Origin of the sequence: Cryobacterium sinapicolor (assembly GCF_004403465.1) — a bacterium.
GTDB lineage: Bacteria > Actinomycetota > Actinomycetes > Actinomycetales > Microbacteriaceae > Cryobacterium > Cryobacterium sinapicolor.
The window spans coordinates 41020-57422 of the sequence record NZ_SOGQ01000045.1 but is presented as its reverse complement, the minus strand read 5'-3'; the positions used below and the strand labels follow the sequence as shown (position 1 = coordinate 57422).

11 protein-coding genes and 3 tRNA genes are annotated in these 16403 nt (G+C 64.2%); 9 read left to right on the top strand and 5 right to left on the bottom strand.

What is annotated here, in order from left to right; genetic code table 11:
• Both E3T28_RS09030 and E3T28_RS09025 read right to left on the bottom strand, forming a co-directional pair.
• Positions 1-912, bottom strand: a 912-nt coding sequence (locus E3T28_RS09030; protein WP_134429920.1) for a coiled-coil domain-containing protein, incomplete at its 3' end; no start/stop codon positions are given.
• Positions 905-2326, bottom strand: coding sequence for a M23 family metallopeptidase (locus E3T28_RS09025; RefSeq protein ID WP_134429917.1), 1422 nt, complete (start codon positions 2324-2326; stop codon positions 905-907). The genes E3T28_RS09030 and E3T28_RS09025, both read right to left, overlap by 8 nt.
• 238 nt (positions 2327-2564) lie before the next feature.
• On the opposite strand from E3T28_RS09025, the gene E3T28_RS09020 reads away from it, so the two are divergent.
• From E3T28_RS09020 to E3T28_RS09005, 4 genes are all read left to right on the top strand, one after another.
• Positions 2565-2637, top strand: a tRNA-Glu gene (locus E3T28_RS09020).
• Between the two features lie 89 nt (positions 2638-2726).
• Positions 2727-2800 (top strand) — tRNA-Asp (locus E3T28_RS09015).
• 68 nt (positions 2801-2868) lie between these two features.
• Positions 2869-2941: transfer RNA gene (locus E3T28_RS09010), tRNA-Phe, on the top strand.
• Between the two features lie 351 nt (positions 2942-3292).
• Complete coding sequence (locus tag E3T28_RS09005) at positions 3293-3877, top strand: acyltransferase (protein ID WP_134429949.1); 585 nt, start codon at positions 3293-3295, stop codon at positions 3875-3877.
• A gap of 10 nt (positions 3878-3887) precedes the next feature.
• On the opposite strand, the gene ypfJ is transcribed toward E3T28_RS09005, so the two are convergent.
• Complete coding sequence (ypfJ, locus tag E3T28_RS09000) at positions 3888-4766, bottom strand: KPN_02809 family neutral zinc metallopeptidase (protein ID WP_134429915.1); 879 nt, start codon at positions 4764-4766, stop codon at positions 3888-3890.
• Between the two features lie 472 nt (positions 4767-5238).
• On the opposite strand from ypfJ, the gene E3T28_RS08995 reads away from it, so the two are divergent.
• The 5 genes from E3T28_RS08995 to E3T28_RS08975 are packed head-to-tail and all read left to right on the top strand — an operon-like array spanning position 5239 to position 10636.
• Positions 5239-6708 (top strand): sugar transferase, encoded by a 1470-nt coding sequence (locus tag E3T28_RS08995; protein ID WP_241979251.1) that lies wholly within the window; start codon positions 5239-5241, stop codon positions 6706-6708.
• Positions 6708-7217 (top strand): FAD synthase family protein, encoded by a 510-nt coding sequence (locus tag E3T28_RS08990; protein ID WP_198417178.1) that lies wholly within the window; start codon positions 6708-6710, stop codon positions 7215-7217. The genes E3T28_RS08995 and E3T28_RS08990 overlap by 1 nt, the downstream gene beginning before the upstream one ends.
• A gap of 7 nt (positions 7218-7224) precedes the next feature.
• Entirely contained in the window at positions 7225-8352 is a 1128-nt protein-coding gene (gene gmd / locus E3T28_RS08985; protein WP_134429913.1) for a GDP-mannose 4,6-dehydratase, read from the top strand.
• Positions 8349-9326, top strand: coding sequence for a GDP-L-fucose synthase (gene fcl / locus E3T28_RS08980; RefSeq protein ID WP_134429911.1), 978 nt, complete (start codon positions 8349-8351; stop codon positions 9324-9326). Before gmd ends, fcl begins: the two co-directional genes overlap by 4 nt.
• An 8-nt stretch (positions 9327-9334) precedes the next feature.
• A complete protein-coding gene (locus E3T28_RS08975) occupies positions 9335-10636 on the top strand; it encodes a glycosyltransferase family 4 protein (RefSeq protein ID WP_134429910.1) in 1302 nt (433 codons plus the stop codon).
• A gap of 32 nt (positions 10637-10668) precedes the next feature.
• Here E3T28_RS08975 and E3T28_RS08970 read toward each other — a convergent pair whose 3' ends face one another.
• Both E3T28_RS08970 and E3T28_RS08965 read right to left on the bottom strand, forming a co-directional pair.
• Positions 10669-12171 carry a glycerophosphodiester phosphodiesterase gene (locus tag E3T28_RS08970; RefSeq protein ID WP_134429908.1) on the bottom strand — a complete coding sequence of 501 codons (1503 nt, stop codon included), beginning with the start codon at positions 12169-12171 and terminating at the stop codon, positions 10669-10671.
• A complete protein-coding gene (locus tag E3T28_RS08965; RefSeq protein ID WP_134429907.1) occupies positions 12172-16245 on the bottom strand; it encodes a LamG-like jellyroll fold domain-containing protein in 4074 nt (1357 codons plus the stop codon).
• Positions 16246-16403 lie beyond the last annotated feature (158 nt).

Sequence of the window (16403 nt, the reverse complement as noted above, 5' to 3'; positions counted from 1 at the left end):
GGGCTGCCGCACGGGCTGGGCGGCCGGCTGCCGGGGCGTGCTCTGACCGGCTGCGGGCGTCCGGGCCGCCGCCTTCTGGGCGTCGGCAGCGGCCTGCACGGCTGCCGCCGCCTGGGCCCGGGCGAGGGACGCGGCCGCCGCCTCGGCGTCCTGACCGGCCTGGTAGGCGCGTTCAGCCTCGGCCGTGGTGTCCTTGAGGAGGGCGAGCTGCGCGAAAAGCTCGGTGGAGCGCTGCTGCTCGGTCTCGTATGCCGTCTCGGCGGCCTGCGCGGCCACATTCGCCGCCTCGTACCTGGTCAGTGATTCGGCGCTGAGCCGGGTGCGCTCCACGGCAGCGGACGCCGCCTGCTCCCCGAGGGACTCGGCGGTGTTCTTGTCCTGCAGTGCCTCGCGATAGATCGTGTCGGACTGCTCACTCAGTTTGCTCGCGGTGCCGAGCTGTCCCAGCAACTGGTCGGCGTTGTCGCCGTTGAGGAACAGGGTCATCGACAGGTCCTGCGCACCGGTCTTCGCCAGGTGGGCGGCGATCAGGCCGGCCCGCATCTTCGAGGTGGCGGCACGGGCATCCGCCGCCTGGACCTGCCTCGCCAGGCTCGCTTCACGCGCCGTGGCCGCCTCGAGGTCGTCCAGAGCGACCCGGTACGCTTCCGCCTTGATCAGGGAGGTCTTGGTGGCCGCGGTCGCCGTGACCTGCAGGCCCTGGAGCAGCTCGGTGATCGATTCGATCTCGGCCTGCTTGGTCGCCTCGCTGAGCTTGGCCTGCGCCACGTCGTCCCAGCTGGGGTAGCCGGGCTCGGCGAACGCCGCCGGCGCCGCGACGCCCACGGATGCCGAGACCGCCCCGAGGGCGACCGCCGCGAACACACGGGAGGGCTTGGTGCGCCACCCCCGGCGCTCGGCGTCTCTAGCCAAGGGGCGCGCCCCGGTCCGACATGAACGGCGCCGGGTTGACCTGGCTGCCGTTGGTGCGCACCTCGAAGTGCAGGTGGCAGCCGCTGGCGGCCCCGGTCTCACCGGAGCTGGCGATGCTCTCCCCCGCGGAGACGCTCTCGCCGTTGGAGACGAAGATCCCGCCCGGGCGGATGTGGGCATACCCGGTGGAAACGCCGTTGGCGTGCTGGATGAGGACAAAGTTTCCGTAGGTTCCGTAGACGCCCGCATAGATGACCGTGCCGCTGCTGGCCGCATAGATTCCGGCGCCGCAGCCGGTGCCGAGGTCGGTGCCGCTGTGGAAGCCCTTGCTGCAGCCGCTGTTGCCGCAGATCACCGCGCGCGGTCCGTAGCCGTCGGTGATGCGACCGCCGGCTGGGACCGCCCAGCCACCGCCGCCGACGGAACCACCGGAGCTGCCGGAACTGCTGCTCGAGCTTCCGCCACTCGGCCTCGAGGCCGCCGCGGCTGCCGCCCGCGCGTTGGCTTCCGCTGCTGCCCTTGCGGCGGCCGCAGCGCGTTCGACGCGCACCCGTTCGGCTTCGATGGCGGCCAGTCGAGCCCGCTCGATCACGCCCGCCTCATAGCCCGCCGATGTGGTGGCCTGCGCATCCTGCATGAACGCCAGTTGGGCGTCGAGTTCGACGCTCTTCGCTTCCGACTCGGTCAACGCGTTGGCGGCGGCCTGCGCGGCGGCCTGCGCGGCGGCGAGCGCCTCCTCGGCCGCGATGCGAAGCTTCTCACGCTCGGTCTGGGCGACCTTGGCCTGGTCGCCCAGCGACTCGGCCACGTTGGTGGCGGTCTGCGCCTGCTCGTAGACACTGCTGCTGCGCTCGACGAGCTTGCTCATGCTGCCGAGCTTCGACAGGAGCGCATCCGCGTCTTCGCCGCTGGCCTCACCGTCGAGAAAGAGGTTCACGCTCAGGTCGGTGCCGCCGGTGCGGTAGAGCTGCGCGGCGAGCTGGCCGGCCTGGCGAGTCGCGGTCTCCGCGACCACGGAACTCGCAGCGGCCTGCGCCTCGAGGTCGGCGGCGCGGCGGCTGGCCTCGTCGAACTTATCCTGGGCGGCCTGGAGTTCCGCTCCGCGCGCCTCCGATTCGGCCCGCGTCTGCGCGACCTGGGTCTGCAGGCCGGCAATCAATCCCTGAATCTCGGCGACCTGGGCGGAGGCGGCGGCCGTGTTGGACTTGGCGTTCTGCACGTCCTGCCAGGTCGGGTAGTCGATGGCCTGGGCCGGACCGGCCGGGCCGATGAGGGCGACGAAGAGCGAGAGGGCGGCGGCGAAACCGGTCGCGAGGCTGACACGGTCTCGACGGCGGCGCGGGCTGCGCGCGCATCCGTTACCCCCCTGCGCTGCTCGTGCTTCCCGGCTGAATGGACCTGCCGTGCGCTTCATTACTCCCCGATCGGGCTCGTTACACACATCTGCTGCTGTTTGAGAACGGTTTACAGTAACAACTACAGGGCAAAATTACCCCCCTTGAATCTAGCCGCTCGTCAAGAAAATCCCTGGAGATTCACAGCCTCGATGCGCACGACGCCCCCGGGCGACATTCTTTCTGCACTCGATTTGGGATTCCTGCGCGGTAGACCGTATGCTTATGCGTCGGAAGCCATGAATTCTATGGCGTCTCGGCCCCATCGTTTAGCGGCCTAGGACGGCGCCCTTTCACGGCGTTAACACGGGTTCGAATCCCGTTGGGGCTACGCATCCTGCAGGCCTGGGATGTGCAAGAATAACTAAGTACGAAAAACAGCAACACGAACACAAACTAAATATTTGGTTCTCATCACGAGGCCCTGTAGCGCAGTTGGTTAGCGCGCCGCCCTGTCACGGCGGAGGTCGCCGGTTCAAGTCCGGTCAGGGTCGCACAGGCAACAAGCCCTTTCGAAAGAAGGGGTTTTTTTCCTTGGAGCTTTCTTCTCGAAGTAGCTTCTGGCCCTGTAGCTCAGTTGGTAGAGCGTTCGACTGAAAATCGAAAGGTCACCGGATCGACGCCGGTCGGGGCCACTGAAGGTCACTCCCAGGCTTCTACTGGGGTGACCTTCTTTTTTTTTCCCCGACTCGGCATCCGCTCGCCCGTGACCTCCCCGGGCCCGCACGCCCCCTCTTTCACATCCTGACCCCCTGATGGGGTGCTAGCGACTCCTGCCGATAACGAGGTACGTTCCGCTTGTTGAACGCTGAGGTTTCGTCAGATCACCCGCAGGGGCCCGGGCAACCGGCATCGGCAGGCCCGGCGCGACACACCGACCTGTAACCCGATCTGCAGGGAACCACCGTGAATCCGATTCGAACGTGCCGACCTTCCTGCCTCCGCGCCGTGCGTCGCGGTCTCGTCCTCTCTGCGGAGGTATCGTGATGGATGTCGCGCACTCGGCCGAAATCGACCCGAGCGCCGTGATCGGCCCTGGCTGCCTGATTCGCAATCACGTGCAGGTGGGCGAATACGCGCGGCTCGGACCGGACTGCGTTCTCGGGCGCGGCGCCTACATCGGTCCCGGCGTCGTCGTCGGTCGGCAGTGCACGATTCAGGACTACGCGGTCGTTTATGAGCCGTCCCTGCTCGAGGACGGGGTCTTCGTCGGTGCGGCTGCGGTTTTCACCAACGACGCGCATCCGCGGGCCATCAACACCGACGGAACGCGCAGGGCGACTGACGAGCGGGACCTGGTGGGTGTGACCGTGCGCACGGGGGCGTCGATCGGCGCCCACGCGGTGTGCGTCGCGCCGCTCACGATCGGTCGCTGGGCCATGGTTGCAGCCGGCGCGGTGGTCACCGACGATGTCCATGACTACGCCCTGGTGGCCGGCGTGCCCGCCCAGCGCATCGCCTGGGTCGGCCGCAGCGGCATGCAGCTGCGCGCCGAAGGCGACGGCAGACTCGTCTGCCCGGTCACCGGCGAGTGGTACACCGAGCACGACGGCTTTCTCACCCGCGACTGATCGGCCGCCGCTAGAGTTCCGTCTCGGACGGCGCGAACGTGTCGCAGCTTCCGGCACCGTCGTCGAAGCCGGTCTGGAACCATCGTTGGCGCTGCTCGCTGGAACCGTGGGTCCAGGCCTCCGGGTTGACCTGGCCCTGCATCGACTCCTGAATGCGGTCGTCACCGATCGCGGATGCCGCGCTGAGCGCATCCTGAATCTGCGCCTCCGTGATGGGCTTCAGAAACGGTACTCCGCCGGCGTCGCGGGTCTTGGAGGCAGCCCCGGCCCACGCGCCCGCGAAGCAGTCGGCCTGCAGTTCGACCCGCACCGCGTTGGAGCCGGCTCCGGTCTGGCCGTCCTGGGAGGATGCGAGGGTTCCTTCCAGATTCTGAATGTGATGGCCCCATTCATGGGCCACGACGTACATTTCGGCGAGCGGACCACCCGAAGAGCCGAAGCGGGTGCGCAGGTCGCCGAAGAACGCGGTGTCGATGTAGATGGTCGCATCCGGCGGGCAGTAGAACGGTCCGGTGGCGCTGGTGGCCCCGCCGCACCCGGTTCCAACGCTGTCGGTGAACAGCGCAACCGGCGGCGGCTGGTATTCGGCTCCGCGGGCGGGCAGTTCCTTAGCCCAGAATACGTCGAGGGACGCCGCCGCGCCCTTGATCCGGCACTCGACGTCTTCGTTCGCCTGGGCGCCGGTCGTGCACTCGGACAGGTTCGACACGCTGCCGCTGTCGGCGGGCTGCGTGCCGCCGCCGGCCAGGCCGCTCAGGTCGACACCCAGGAGCTGTGAGAGCAGGAAGAGGGCGATCGCACCCACACCGCCGCCCACTGCGATGCCCGCGGTGCGGCCCCTTTTGCTGACCCGGCCGCCGCCGATGTTCGCGTTGTCGTTAAATGTCATGAGAAAAAGCTACCCGTTGACGTGGTCCGCTGCCGCGATGATGGCGTCCGGGTTATAAAGCTCGCTAATGGAACAGCAGGTGCCTTGCGCACGATGTGCCCGCCCGCCGAAATAAGTGAGCTCCGCCGTCCCCCATTCGGGGTCCGAGCCGACTTGGGCGTTCGGGGGTATGGTCAGCTCGCAAGCAGTTGAAGATTCATCACTTGTTTGTTTGTTCGGGTTGTCTCGTTCCCTAGACAGGCTTCCCGGGCGAATCCCATCCCGCTCTGTACACCCGAAATGCAGAGGATTCACGTGAAGACGACCGCGACGTGTCGACCTATTCGTCGACCCAAATTCACCGGCCCCACCCAGGCCAAGCGCCGAGCGCTCCACCGCGTCTTGCTGGCGGGGTGAACAGACTGTGACGCACCCACAACCGCGCCTGCCCCTCGCCGGGCGCCTCCCCCTCGCCCAGCCTAAGCTTTCCCTGGTGCCGGCACCGGCTCTCGAGAACCCGGTCAGCGTCGACGCGAAGTCGTCCGGCCTGGTCTGGGCCAGACAGTTTCGGACGAAACTCCTGATGAGCGACGTGGGCATCGTTATGACCGCCGTCGCGACGGCCCTGCTCGTGAGATTCGGCGGAGAGGGTGCCCAGGCATCCGTCGGCGGATATCAGGCAGACTACTGGCTCGTCGCGCTGCTCATCGCGCTCAGCTGGATCGCGACCCTGGGGGCATTCCACACCCGGAACTCGCGCGTCATCGGCATCGGCGCCACCGAGTACAAGCAGGTGATCAACGCGAGCGCACTCACCTTCGGGCTGCTTGCCATCGGCTTCCTGGCGTTTCAGGTCGATGTCGCGCGCGGCTTCTTCGTGCTCGCACTCCCCGTCGGCATGTGCGGCCTGGTCTTGGAACGCTGGCTGTGGCGACGGTGGCTGCTGCGCCAAAGGGCCTTCGGCCATTACCTTGCCCGAGTCATCGTGGTTGGGAATCGCGCCGATGTCGAATATGTGGTCGGCCAGATCGAGAACGCCGGTGCCACCTACTACGTGGTGGGGATCGCACTCGCAAATGGATCGAAGTCCCCGGTTAAGGTTCAAAACCGGACCATCCCGGTGGTCTCCGACCTGGCCCACGTCGGGGCCGCGGCCACGAATTTCGCCATCGACACAGTGATTGTCGCAGGCGCTCCCAGCGGAGGGAGCGAGTATATCCGCACCTTGGGTTGGGAGCTGGAGGGGACATCCGCCGAGCTGGTACTGTCCAACCAGCTCACGGATGTCGCCGGTCCCCGCATCCATTTCCGGCCGGTTGAGGGGTTGCCCTTGATCCACGTGGAGATCCCCCAATTCGAGGGCGCAAAGCACGTACTCAAGCGCATCCTCGATATCGGCTTGTCGGGGATCTCACTTCTTGTCTTCTGGCCGCTCCTGGTGGCCATCGCGATCGTAGTGAAGCTCGACTCGCCTGGGCCCATCCTCTTCCACCAGGAGCGGTGCGGGCGCAATGAGCGTACTTTCCAAATGGTCAAGTTCCGTTCCATGGTGCAGACGGCGGAAGACGACCTGGCCGGCCTGCTCGACCAGAACGAGGCCTCCGGGGTGCTGTTCAAGATACAGAACGACCCACGGATCACCAGGTGCGGGCGACTCTTGCGCAAATATTCGCTCGACGAACTTCCCCAGCTGTGGAACATTTTCGTCGGTGAGATGAGCCTGGTCGGGCCGCGCCCGCCGTTGCCCGAAGAAGTCAAATCCTATGACACTCACGTTCGGCGTCGCCTCTACATCAAGCCTGGCCTGACCGGCATGTGGCAGATCAACGGTCGGTCGAACCTGAGCTGGGAAGACAGCGTGCGCCTCGACCTGTATTACGTCGAGAACTGGTCGCTGACCGGCGACCTCTACATAATCTGGCGCACATTTCGCATGGTCATGCGAGCAGAAGGAGCGTACTGATGGCGAACGAAAGCGTCTCGATTAATGAAGGAGGGGCCTTGACAAAAACGGTCGGCTACGCTGGCGGAGCTTTCGACCTCTTCCACATTGGCCATCTCAACATCCTCAAGCACGCGAGGAGCGAGTGCGATCATCTGATCGCCGGGGTAGCGACCGATGAAATGCTCCTCGTGACCAAGGGTTCGCTACCCGTGGTGCCGTTGGCCGAGAGGCTTGAGATCGTTCGTCATATCGACTTCGTCGATGAAGCAACAGCTGAAACGGACGAAGACAAGTTGGATACCTGGCGCACGCTTCATTTCGACGTCTACTTCAAGGGCGACGATTGGAAGGGCACGGAGAAGGGTCGCCGACTTGAGCGCCGATTCGCCGAGGTGGGCGTAGAAATCATCTACTTTCCCTATACCGTTTCGACCTCGAGCACGGCCCTCCGCCTTGCACTGAAGGCCCTGTCCTCCAACGCGCCGAGCAACCAACCGGTTCATGACTTCAGCAACAGCGAGCGATAGGACGACCATGGTTCCGAAAAGGGCACTCATCACAGGGGTGACCGGCCAAGATGGTTCGTATCTGGCCGAGTTTCTCCTGTCCAAAGGCTACGAGGTTCACGGCCTCAAGCGACGGTCGTCGCAGCTCAACACACAGCGAATCGACCATATCTATCAGGACCCGCACGAGCAAAACGCGCGTTTCTTCCTGCATTTCGGAGATCTGTCCGATTCGTCGAACCTCACCCGCATTATTCAGGAGGTGCAGCCGGATGAGATCTACAACCTGGGTGCACAGTCCCATGTGGCAGTCAGCTTCGAAATGCCCGAATACACCGCTGACATCGACGCCCTGGGCACTCTGCGTCTCCTCGAAGCCGTGAGATTGCTGGGGATGACGGATAGAGTCAGGTTCTACCAAGCCTCGACATCTGAATTGTACGGGTTGGTCCGGGAGTCACCTCAAAGCGAGATCACACCCTTCTATCCTCGTTCTCCGTATGCGGTCGCCAAGCTGTACGCCTATTGGATGACCGTGAATTACCGAGAGGCCTACGGGATGTACGCCTGCAACGGGATTCTGTTCAACCACGAATCCCCGCGCCGCGGTGAGACGTTCGTGACGAGGAAGATCACCCGAGCCATCGCCAACATCGCCCAGGGCCTCGAGTCCTGCCTGTTCCTCGGAAACCTGAACTCTCTTCGCGACTGGGGCCACGCACGCGACTACGTTCGTCTCCAATGGATGATGCTGCAGCAGGATGCGCCGGAGGACTTCGTGATTGCCACGGGAGTCCAGTACTCTGTGCGCGAATTCGTCGAATGGTCGGCGAAAGAGGCTGGAATCACCCTGAGATTCGAGGGTGAGGGCCTGAACGAGATCGGCATCGTCGACAGCGTCGTCGGAGACCTCTCACCTGCCGTTCACCCGGGCGACGTCATTGCGAGAGTCGATCCCCGTTACTTCCGGCCGGCCGAAGTGGAGACCCTGCTCGGGGACTCGACCCGGGCCCGTCTCAAGCTGGGCTGGCTGCCAGAGATCAGCGTGCGAGAGATGTGCGCGGAAATGGTTGCCTCAGACCTCGTGATCGCGCAGAAGAGCGTCCTCTTGAAGAGTCACGGTTTCCCTTCCCTCGTGTCTTGGGATACTTGGTGAACCGAGACACCGGCGCTGCTGTCTACGTCGCGGGACACAACGGGATGGTGGGCTCGGCGATCGTGCGCCGACTCACGTCGCTGGGTTACGTCAACATCGTGACCGCCCGTCATTCGGAACTCGACCTAGTCGACCAGCGAGCCGTTCGGGCCTTCTTCGAGGACAATCACATCGATCAGGTTTATGTCGCTGCCGCGAAAGTCGGCGGGATTGAAGCCAACAACTCCTCGCCGGCGGATTTCATCTTCGACAACCTCCTGATCGAGGCCAACATCATCAAGTCCGCACACGACTTCGGCGTTCCGAGACTCCTTTTCCTCGGCTCGTCCTGCATCTATCCCAAGTTCGCCACCCAGCCCATGGCCGAAGACGCGCTCCTGACAGGCCCGCTCGAAGCCACCAACGAACCGTATGCCATCGCCAAGATCGCCGGAATCAAGCTGTGCGAGAGCTTCAATCGCCAGTATGGGCGGGACTACCGAAGCGTGATGCCCGCGAATCTCTATGGTCCCGGAGACAACTATCACGCATCCTTCAGCCATGTCATCCCCGGTCTGCTCAGGCGTTTTCACGAGGCACGGGAAAACGGGGAGGATACGGTCGTCATCTGGGGCAGCGGCAACCCGCGACGTGAATTCCTTCATGTCGACGATATGGCGGCGGCCAGCGTGCACGTCATGGAACTTGACCGTGAGGTGTATCAGGCCAGCACTGCGCCCATGCTGTCGCACGTCAACGTCGGGACCGGCTCCGACTGCAGCATCAGCGACCTGGCAGCGACGATCGCGAAAGTCACCCGCTTCACCGGCCGGCTGACTTTCGACACCAGCAAGCCCGACGGCGCTCCTCGGAAGTTGATGGACATCACCCGCATCCAGGCTCTGGGCTGGGAGCCCACGATCGGCCTCGAGGACGGCCTTGAAGACGCGTACGCCTGGTTTGTTTCCCATCACGCAGATTTTCGCGGGCGGTGAGCAGGCAGATGAGGGTCACCATCATCGGACTGAACTATTCTCCCGAGCCGACCGGCATCGGCGTCTACACCACTGGGCTCTCGGAGGCACTGGCCGCGAGTGGTCACCCGGTCACCGTGATAACCGGCAATCCCCACTACCCGCAATGGCGGATCTACGACGGCTACGGCAGCCACAAGCGCGAAGACGGGCGCGAGCATGACCGCGAAAAGATCAGAGGCGTCAACGTCACCAGAGTCCGTCACGGTGTGCCGTCGCAACCGCGTCTGTGGAACCGCCTGGGCATGGAACTCGGCTTCGGGATTCGGGCGGTGTTCAGCAAGTGGGACAGGCCCGACGTGGCCGTGCTGGTCACACCTGCCTTATTCTCCGTCGGCGCGGCAATGCTGCGCGCCCGCCTGTTCCGCACCAACACCTGCATCTGGGTGCAGGACATCTATAGCCTCGGAGTGTCCGAGAGTGGAACAGGCGGCCACCTGGCCACCTGGCTGCTCCGCCGCATCGAGCGGTCCATCCTTCGCAGTGCGAACACGGTCGTCGTGATCCACGAGCGGTTCAAGCGCTATCTGGTTGAGGAGATGGCCATCGACGCCGACTCCGTCGAGGTCGTTCGCAATTGGTGCCACACCGACTACCCGAACGGCGACCGTCGGGAAGAAGTGCGCACCACACGCGGCTGGAAAACGGATGATATCGTCGTTCTCCACGCGGGGAACATGGGTGCCAAACAGGCCCTCGAGAACGTTGTCCACGCTTCGGAGATCGCAGAGCAGCGGGGATCGAAGGTGAGATTCGTCCTCCTCGGCGACGGAAACAAGCGGCATCAACTCGAAGCCATGGGCGTCAACCGCCGTCTCGAGTTCATCGATCCCCTATCCGAAGAAGCGTTCCAGGCGACCCTCTCAGCCGCGGACATCCTGCTCGTCAATGAGCGGCCTGGCTTGACGGAAATGTGCGTACCGAGCAAACTTACGACGTACTTCAACACCGGGTTACCCGTCATCGCGGCAACTGATGAATCCAGTGTTACCGCCGATGAGCTGGCGTTGGCTGGCGGCGGAATCAGAATCAACGCCGCGGTCCCCGGCGACCTTGTGGACGCAGCGGAGAAGCTCGGTCGTGATGCAGAGTCTTCAGCCGCCTACGGAGCGGCCGGGCGGCGGTTCTCTGCCGGCTTCCTTTCCTCAGACGCTGCAATCAGCCGGTTTCGGCGAATTCTCGAGCAGGGTGCATGTGACAGCGGTGTCGAGAGAGGTCGGTTGGCACGTCCATTTCCGACCGGGGCGACGGATGCAGTCGAACCGAAGTGAAGCGGAAATGGACGACCCGGAACGAATGGTCATCAACTGACGAGGATTGACCTGAATTCGACCGGCGGTCCGTCCTGGTAGTTCTTGCACAGCCAAAAATAGCCTCCCCGGTAGCTCGCGTCATCGATGTCCATCGACCAGCCCTCACCGTCAAGTCGAAGGATGCGAATACTGTTTGCGAGGACTTCGATCTGGAGACGCACCCATTCCGAAGCCCGGGGTGGGGCAGTCAGCACCGCTTTCAACCGCGTGCCCTCGGTCGTCCCCGCGACCCGGCTGAACAATTCAAGGGAGCCATTCGCCCGGAGAATCATGTGGTACCCCGGCACATCGCTAACCGCCCTGACTCGGTAGGGCCGGTCGTCTGCGGCACCAAAGGCGATCCCGGCGTGCTGCTCCGCCCTTGGAAGCGACCCCGGCCAACGGAGCTCACACGTGATCCGATACGAGCCGGGACCCACCGGGCACATTGAGCCCATGAGGTAGCTCTGCACGTCCCGGTGGCCCAGTGCCACGGATGCGGCGCCCGCATCGATCAGGGGCTGCACCTGGGTGCCCTCGTCAATGGTCCAGGGCAGGTCGCCGGCGGCCCGCAGCCCGGTTCCGAAGGAGTCACCTTGACAACCCGCGGTCGTCCCGGTCACGTAGGGCAGATTGGAGCACATCATCCCAGCCACGCCCAGGTCGCTCATCCGGTCGCGCATCGAGCGATAGTGCACCTCCCACGCAATAACCGGTTTTCCGAAGCCCACCAACACGGCCACCTGCGCATCCGTCGCCCGGTGTGACACCCCGAGCAGATCGAAACGCGGCGCAAGTTCATCTGCACGCTCGAAAAGTTCCGGAGTGAAGTATCCCCAGGTTGTGTAACCGTGCTTGTCGGCCAGTGTGTATTGCGTTGCACCTGCCCATTGTTTCCAGACGAAATGGTCCGTGGAGTGCGAGTAGCTGTCCATGACCTTGAGCAAAGCTTCCGTGTTGGTGCCTTGCTTGTCTTCGAGAAAAATCACGTGCGTTGTGGCGAAGGCATCCAATACGTCCGCGAGCAACGGCAGCGGCTCCTTTTCAGCCGCTGGGCCGAGCCAGGCTCTCGCGTCGCTGCGAAGTTGCGACAGTTCCTCCCAGGTGACTTCCGCGATCGGGAGGTCGACACCCGTCATCCGCTTGGTCGTCAGATCGTGATGGCACACGAACACGCCATCGGAGGTGGCGCTGACCGAGACTTCGATCGCTTTGGCCCCACTGGCGATCGAGCGGCTGTACGCATCGAAGCTGTGCTCAACCCAGTTGTCTCCGGAGCCACGGTGAGCTACATAGAACGGTGTCGTTCCGAGGAGATCTCCGATCGCATATCGTGCCGCAGCGGCCGGGGGAACGGAGACCGGTGGCGCGGGCGCTGGCACTGGTGCGGCTTGGCAAGCCGACAGCAACAGTGTGGAGGCGCCGGCCAGGAGGAACTGTCTGCGGTTCATCGACGGCAGGAACGGAGTACGGCTGGTGTCAGCCGTGCTCCGCCCCTCGGCACCGCTGGACATTCAGCCTGCTGTGTAGGTCAGGGTGAGCAGTGGGCGGTAGGTGGCGCTGGTGCTGTTGGTCGACCACAGCCGGAGGTTGTCCGAGCCGGCACTGACCAGCGCGACGGACAGCGTTGAACCAGTGAGAGTTCTCAGCTGCGCCGCATCGAGCGGGACCGAGTAAGCCGTGTTCGTTGCCGATGCGCCGGTGAGGCTCCCCAGGTCTGCTCCCAGGCCGGTGGGTCGGTTGTTCCAGTTCACCGTGCCCTCCGTCCAATTCCCACTCAGCAGCTTGAACATCTGGGCGTCCACCGAGGCTGCGGTCGAGTCTGTCGAGGTTCGAACTCGGAGGGTCGCCCCGCTGAGCACAGTGCCCGCCGGAGCAGCCGGGATTGCGAACTTCAGGTACGACTCGATCAGCGACGTGCCTGCTCCCCGGGACGACAACTGGTTATTGGACCCGAAGTTGGTCGTGGGAAGCACCTGGTACACCATCGCATCCTCGCTGGCACCGGCCGTCAGGACCACCGGTTCCACAGGGGCGGCCTGAACTGTCGCCTCCGCGGCACCAGAGGCAGCACTCACGTTGCCGGCGGCATCACTCGCCACCACCTTGTAGAAGTAAACCCCCGCCGCCAGACCGGGATCCGAATAGGACGCACCCGAGACATCTGCGATCTTGCTCGACGCGTCAGCGACGAACTCAGCCGTAGACCCTCGGTGCACGGAGTAACCCGTCACGGCGACATTGTCTGTCGACGCGGTCCAGGCCAACGAGACCGCACTCCCCGACACCGTCGCCGTCAGACCAGTCGGAACGCTCGGTACGACGGTGTCGGGGGTCGACACCGTCGCGGGTACCGATGCGGAAGCCGGACTGGCGTTGCCTCTGGCGTCGTAGGCGATCACGACGTAGTGGTATGTGCCGTCGGCGAGCCCCGAGTCCGTATAGGACGGATTGGTCACGTCGGCGATCTTGTTGGTGGCGTCAGCGACGAAGCCGGCTGCGGACCCTCGGTGCACCGAGTAGCCGGTGACGCCGACATTGTCTGTTGATGGCGTCCAGGCCAACGCGACGGAGCCGTTCGAGACGGTCGACGTCAGGCCGGTGGGAGCGCTCGGCGCTATGGAATCGGGAGCGGTGTTGGAGCCCAGCTCGTAGTGAGCCGTGACGGCCGCCGCGTTCAGGGCCGACGGATAGACCGCCACCTCATCGAGCAGGCCCGCAAAATAAGGACTCGCGGGCTGCGAGGGCCAGCTGTTGAGGTTGCCACCCCCGGCACGCCAGTAGCCGTCGAATGCCTGGTTGACCGTGGTGGGGTTCGAACCGATCTCCAGACCGTCCAGGTAGAGTCTCATTCCGTCGGGACCCTGTGTACCGACCACGTGGTGCCAGGTGTTGTCGTTGAATCCCGGCGGTGATTCGATGAGCTGGAAACCCCCGGCGTACACCCCGAAGACGACGCTGCCCGAATTGGTCAGATAGATCTGCTTGTCGTAGTTCGAACCCTGCCCGGTTGCGGCATTCTCAAAGCCCACGATCTTCCCGCCGGATGAACTACCCGTCTTGAACCACGCTTCCGTGGAGAAGGCCGGGAAAGAGGAGCGTGCGGTCTTGGTCGCGATACCGCCAGCCTGAGTTCCGCTGGCCTGCACAGAAGATCCGACTTGAATGGCCTTCGGCTGCTGCAGCTGCACGGCGGTGCCGTATTCGCCGTCGCTCTGGCCGTTGGACGACGAGTCTTTCGCCGTGTTTCCGGAGGCCTCGTCGAGGCGCCAGTACACATCAGGCTCGTCCGTGTAGATCCTGGCTCCATACGCGTCTGTGGGAGTCGGCGGAACGGCGGGGGTACCCCCGGCGAGAGTGTAGTGCTGGGCGATCTGCGCGGCGCTCAGGGCGGATGCATAGACCGCGGTGTCGTCGATCTGGCCGCCGAAGAAAGCGCTGGACGGCTGGTTGGGCCAGCCATTCAGGTTGTCCCCGCCGACATGCCAGTTGCCACTGTATTGCTGGCTGGTGCTGGTGGCGTTCTGGCCCACCCGAACGCCGTCCACGAACATCTTCATCCCGGTCCCACTCTGAGTTGCCACGATGTGGTGCCATGCATCGTCGTTGTACGACGAGGCCGTCCTGATCGTTTCGGGGCGACCGATGTAGACACCGAAGGTCAGGCGACCCTGGTTGTCCATATAGATGTGTTTGTCGTAGCTTCCGCTGAGACGCGTGCCACCGTTCCCGGTGTGCGGCCGACCATTGCCGAAGCCGATGATCTTCCCTCCTTGGGCCGACGTCGTCTTGATCCAGGTTTCGATCGAGTACGTGGTGGGTGCCGGTGCCTGCTGATCGCTCCAGATGTAGCCATCAGTCCCGTTGAACGCTGCTGAGGTGTTGGTGTCACCGGCGATCGCGCCGGCTGTCCGGTAGGTGACGCCGTTCTTGTACAGGCCGTTCAGGCCTGTGACCGTGGGACCGGACTTGTCTTGCGCCCAGGGACCGGAGGCCTCATCCAGACGCCAGTACAGCTTGGCTCCGTCCTGGATCACCTGACTGGGGTAGTCAACCCCCTTGGTGACGGCGCGGGCTGCCACCGACGCCGAGAGCGGACTGGTGTTGACACCGTCATTCGCCGTCACACGGTAGGTGTAACTCGTGCCGGCGGTGACATTCGTGTCGACGACCGTCACCTGAGGACGGGTCCACCACAGGGAGCTGGCTGAGCCGGTCCAAATCGGGGTCGCGACGCCATTCCGGTAGACGCTGTACGTCAAAGCACTGTCATCAGGGTCGACCACGGTACGGAAGCGGACCTGGTTGGCACCCGAGGTGAGAGCCTCGGCCGCCACGACCGGGGTGGGCGGCGCACCGACGTCATCCGGACCGAATCGTGTGAGGCCCTGCTGGACCACGCCGTTGATGACGGTGAACTCACCGCCGTACCAAAGATACTTCTTTCCCGTTGTGGCGCCGGTCGCAATGGTAAGGGCACGAGGGCCGATGCCTTCGCCTGTGCCGTCATTCGCAGTCGGGAACCAGCCCAACAAAGCGGCGTCCGAGGTGTTCTGCGCCATGAGGAACAGGCGTTTCCCGTCGGGGAATGCGTTGTTCGAGGAGCAGTCGTGCGCGTGGCTGGCGGAATACAGGGTGCCCTGGTATTCGAGCACCGCCTGTGTCGCGCCCAGGCAGTTGTCGCGCCAGGTCTGGTCGAGCGTGCTCCAATTGACGGCGAAGCGACCGTCGAAGACTCCGCCCCCTGTTCCTTCGTTGCCCCCGTAGAACGACGTGCCGTCCGACCACAGGGTCTTGGTCACCGAGGTCCGAGGGATGAAGCCGAGGGGGTAGTTCCGCACGTTGGCGCCGGTGGTCGCGTCGACGACCGCGATGGAGTGGGAATCCTGGTTGTTGACCGTGAAGAAGTCACCACCGATGGCCACCCTGGTGCGGTCGGGAGAAACGGCCACGGCCCGCCCGATAGTGTCAGCCGCCGGGGCCCAGGGCAGAAGCGCGCCGGACGTAGCGTTCACCGCCGCGAACCGCTGGCGCGTCTGGCCGCCGACGGTCTGGAACTCTCCGGCCAGGTACAGAGTTGACGAGGTGGCAGCCATGCCGAAGACGAAGGAGGACACCCCCGCCACCCGGAACGGCTTGACGGTGCAGGCGACGGGGTCGATCGCGGCAACCCGCGCGGCGTTCACTCCGCCGACGGTGGAGAAGTTGCCCCCTATGTAAATGGTGTTGCCGTCAGGTGAGGCAATCACCGACCGCACAGTCGGCGTGGCCCCGTTCAGGGTCATGGCGAACTGACAGCTGTCGGGCGCTCCCGTTTCCGCGTTGAAAATCGCCAACGTGCCCTGGTTTCTCGCCACTCCGGCACCACCGCTGGGTGGTCTGATCTGAGAGAATGTTCCACCCGCCACGACCTTCCCGTGCACCGTGCCGACCCCGTAGACGACGCCGTTCGTCTGCCAGGTCGATAGGTTGTCCGCGCTGAAGGCGACGCCGGTGGAGAGCGCCGACGCCGATTGCGGCACGGAACTCGCCATGGCGAGTCCGGCCACAACAGCCACGGTGGTGAGAATTGCGGCAAGCTTGCGCATAGCTTCCTGTCCCTCGGGTGAGCAGCCTCGTCGCTGGAAAGCTCGGAAGACTGCGAACGAACTATGGAATCCAGCCTCACGCGGCTTTGGAGCGCTTCGGGTAAGAAAAGCATTGCTCACGACTAGCGAAAAGGAGGGATCGGCGGAAACGTACGCCC

Excerpts from the sequence above, each read along its gene's own strand:
- E3T28_RS08965 (WP_134429907.1), bottom strand. The coding sequence starts at position 16,245 with ATGCGCAAGCTTGCCGCAATTCTCACCACCGTGGCTGTTGTGGCCGGA.
- E3T28_RS09025 (WP_134429917.1), bottom strand. The coding sequence starts at position 2,326 with ATGAAGCGCACGGCAGGTCCATTCAGCCGGGAAGCACGAGCAGCGCAG.
- E3T28_RS08970 (WP_134429908.1), bottom strand. The coding sequence starts at position 12,171 with ATGTCCAGCGGTGCCGAGGGGCGGAGCACGGCTGACACCAGCCGTACT.
- E3T28_RS09005 (WP_134429949.1), top strand. The coding sequence starts at position 3,293 with ATGGATGTCGCGCACTCGGCCGAAATCGACCCGAGCGCCGTGATCGGC.
- E3T28_RS08975 (WP_134429910.1), top strand. The coding sequence starts at position 9,335 with ATGAGGGTCACCATCATCGGACTGAACTATTCTCCCGAGCCGACCGGC.
- ypfJ (WP_134429915.1), bottom strand. The coding sequence starts at position 4,766 with ATGACATTTAACGACAACGCGAACATCGGCGGCGGCCGGGTCAGCAAA.
- gmd (WP_134429913.1), top strand. The coding sequence starts at position 7,225 with ATGGTTCCGAAAAGGGCACTCATCACAGGGGTGACCGGCCAAGATGGT.
- E3T28_RS08990 (WP_198417178.1), top strand. The coding sequence starts at position 6,708 with ATGGCGAACGAAAGCGTCTCGATTAATGAAGGAGGGGCCTTGACAAAA.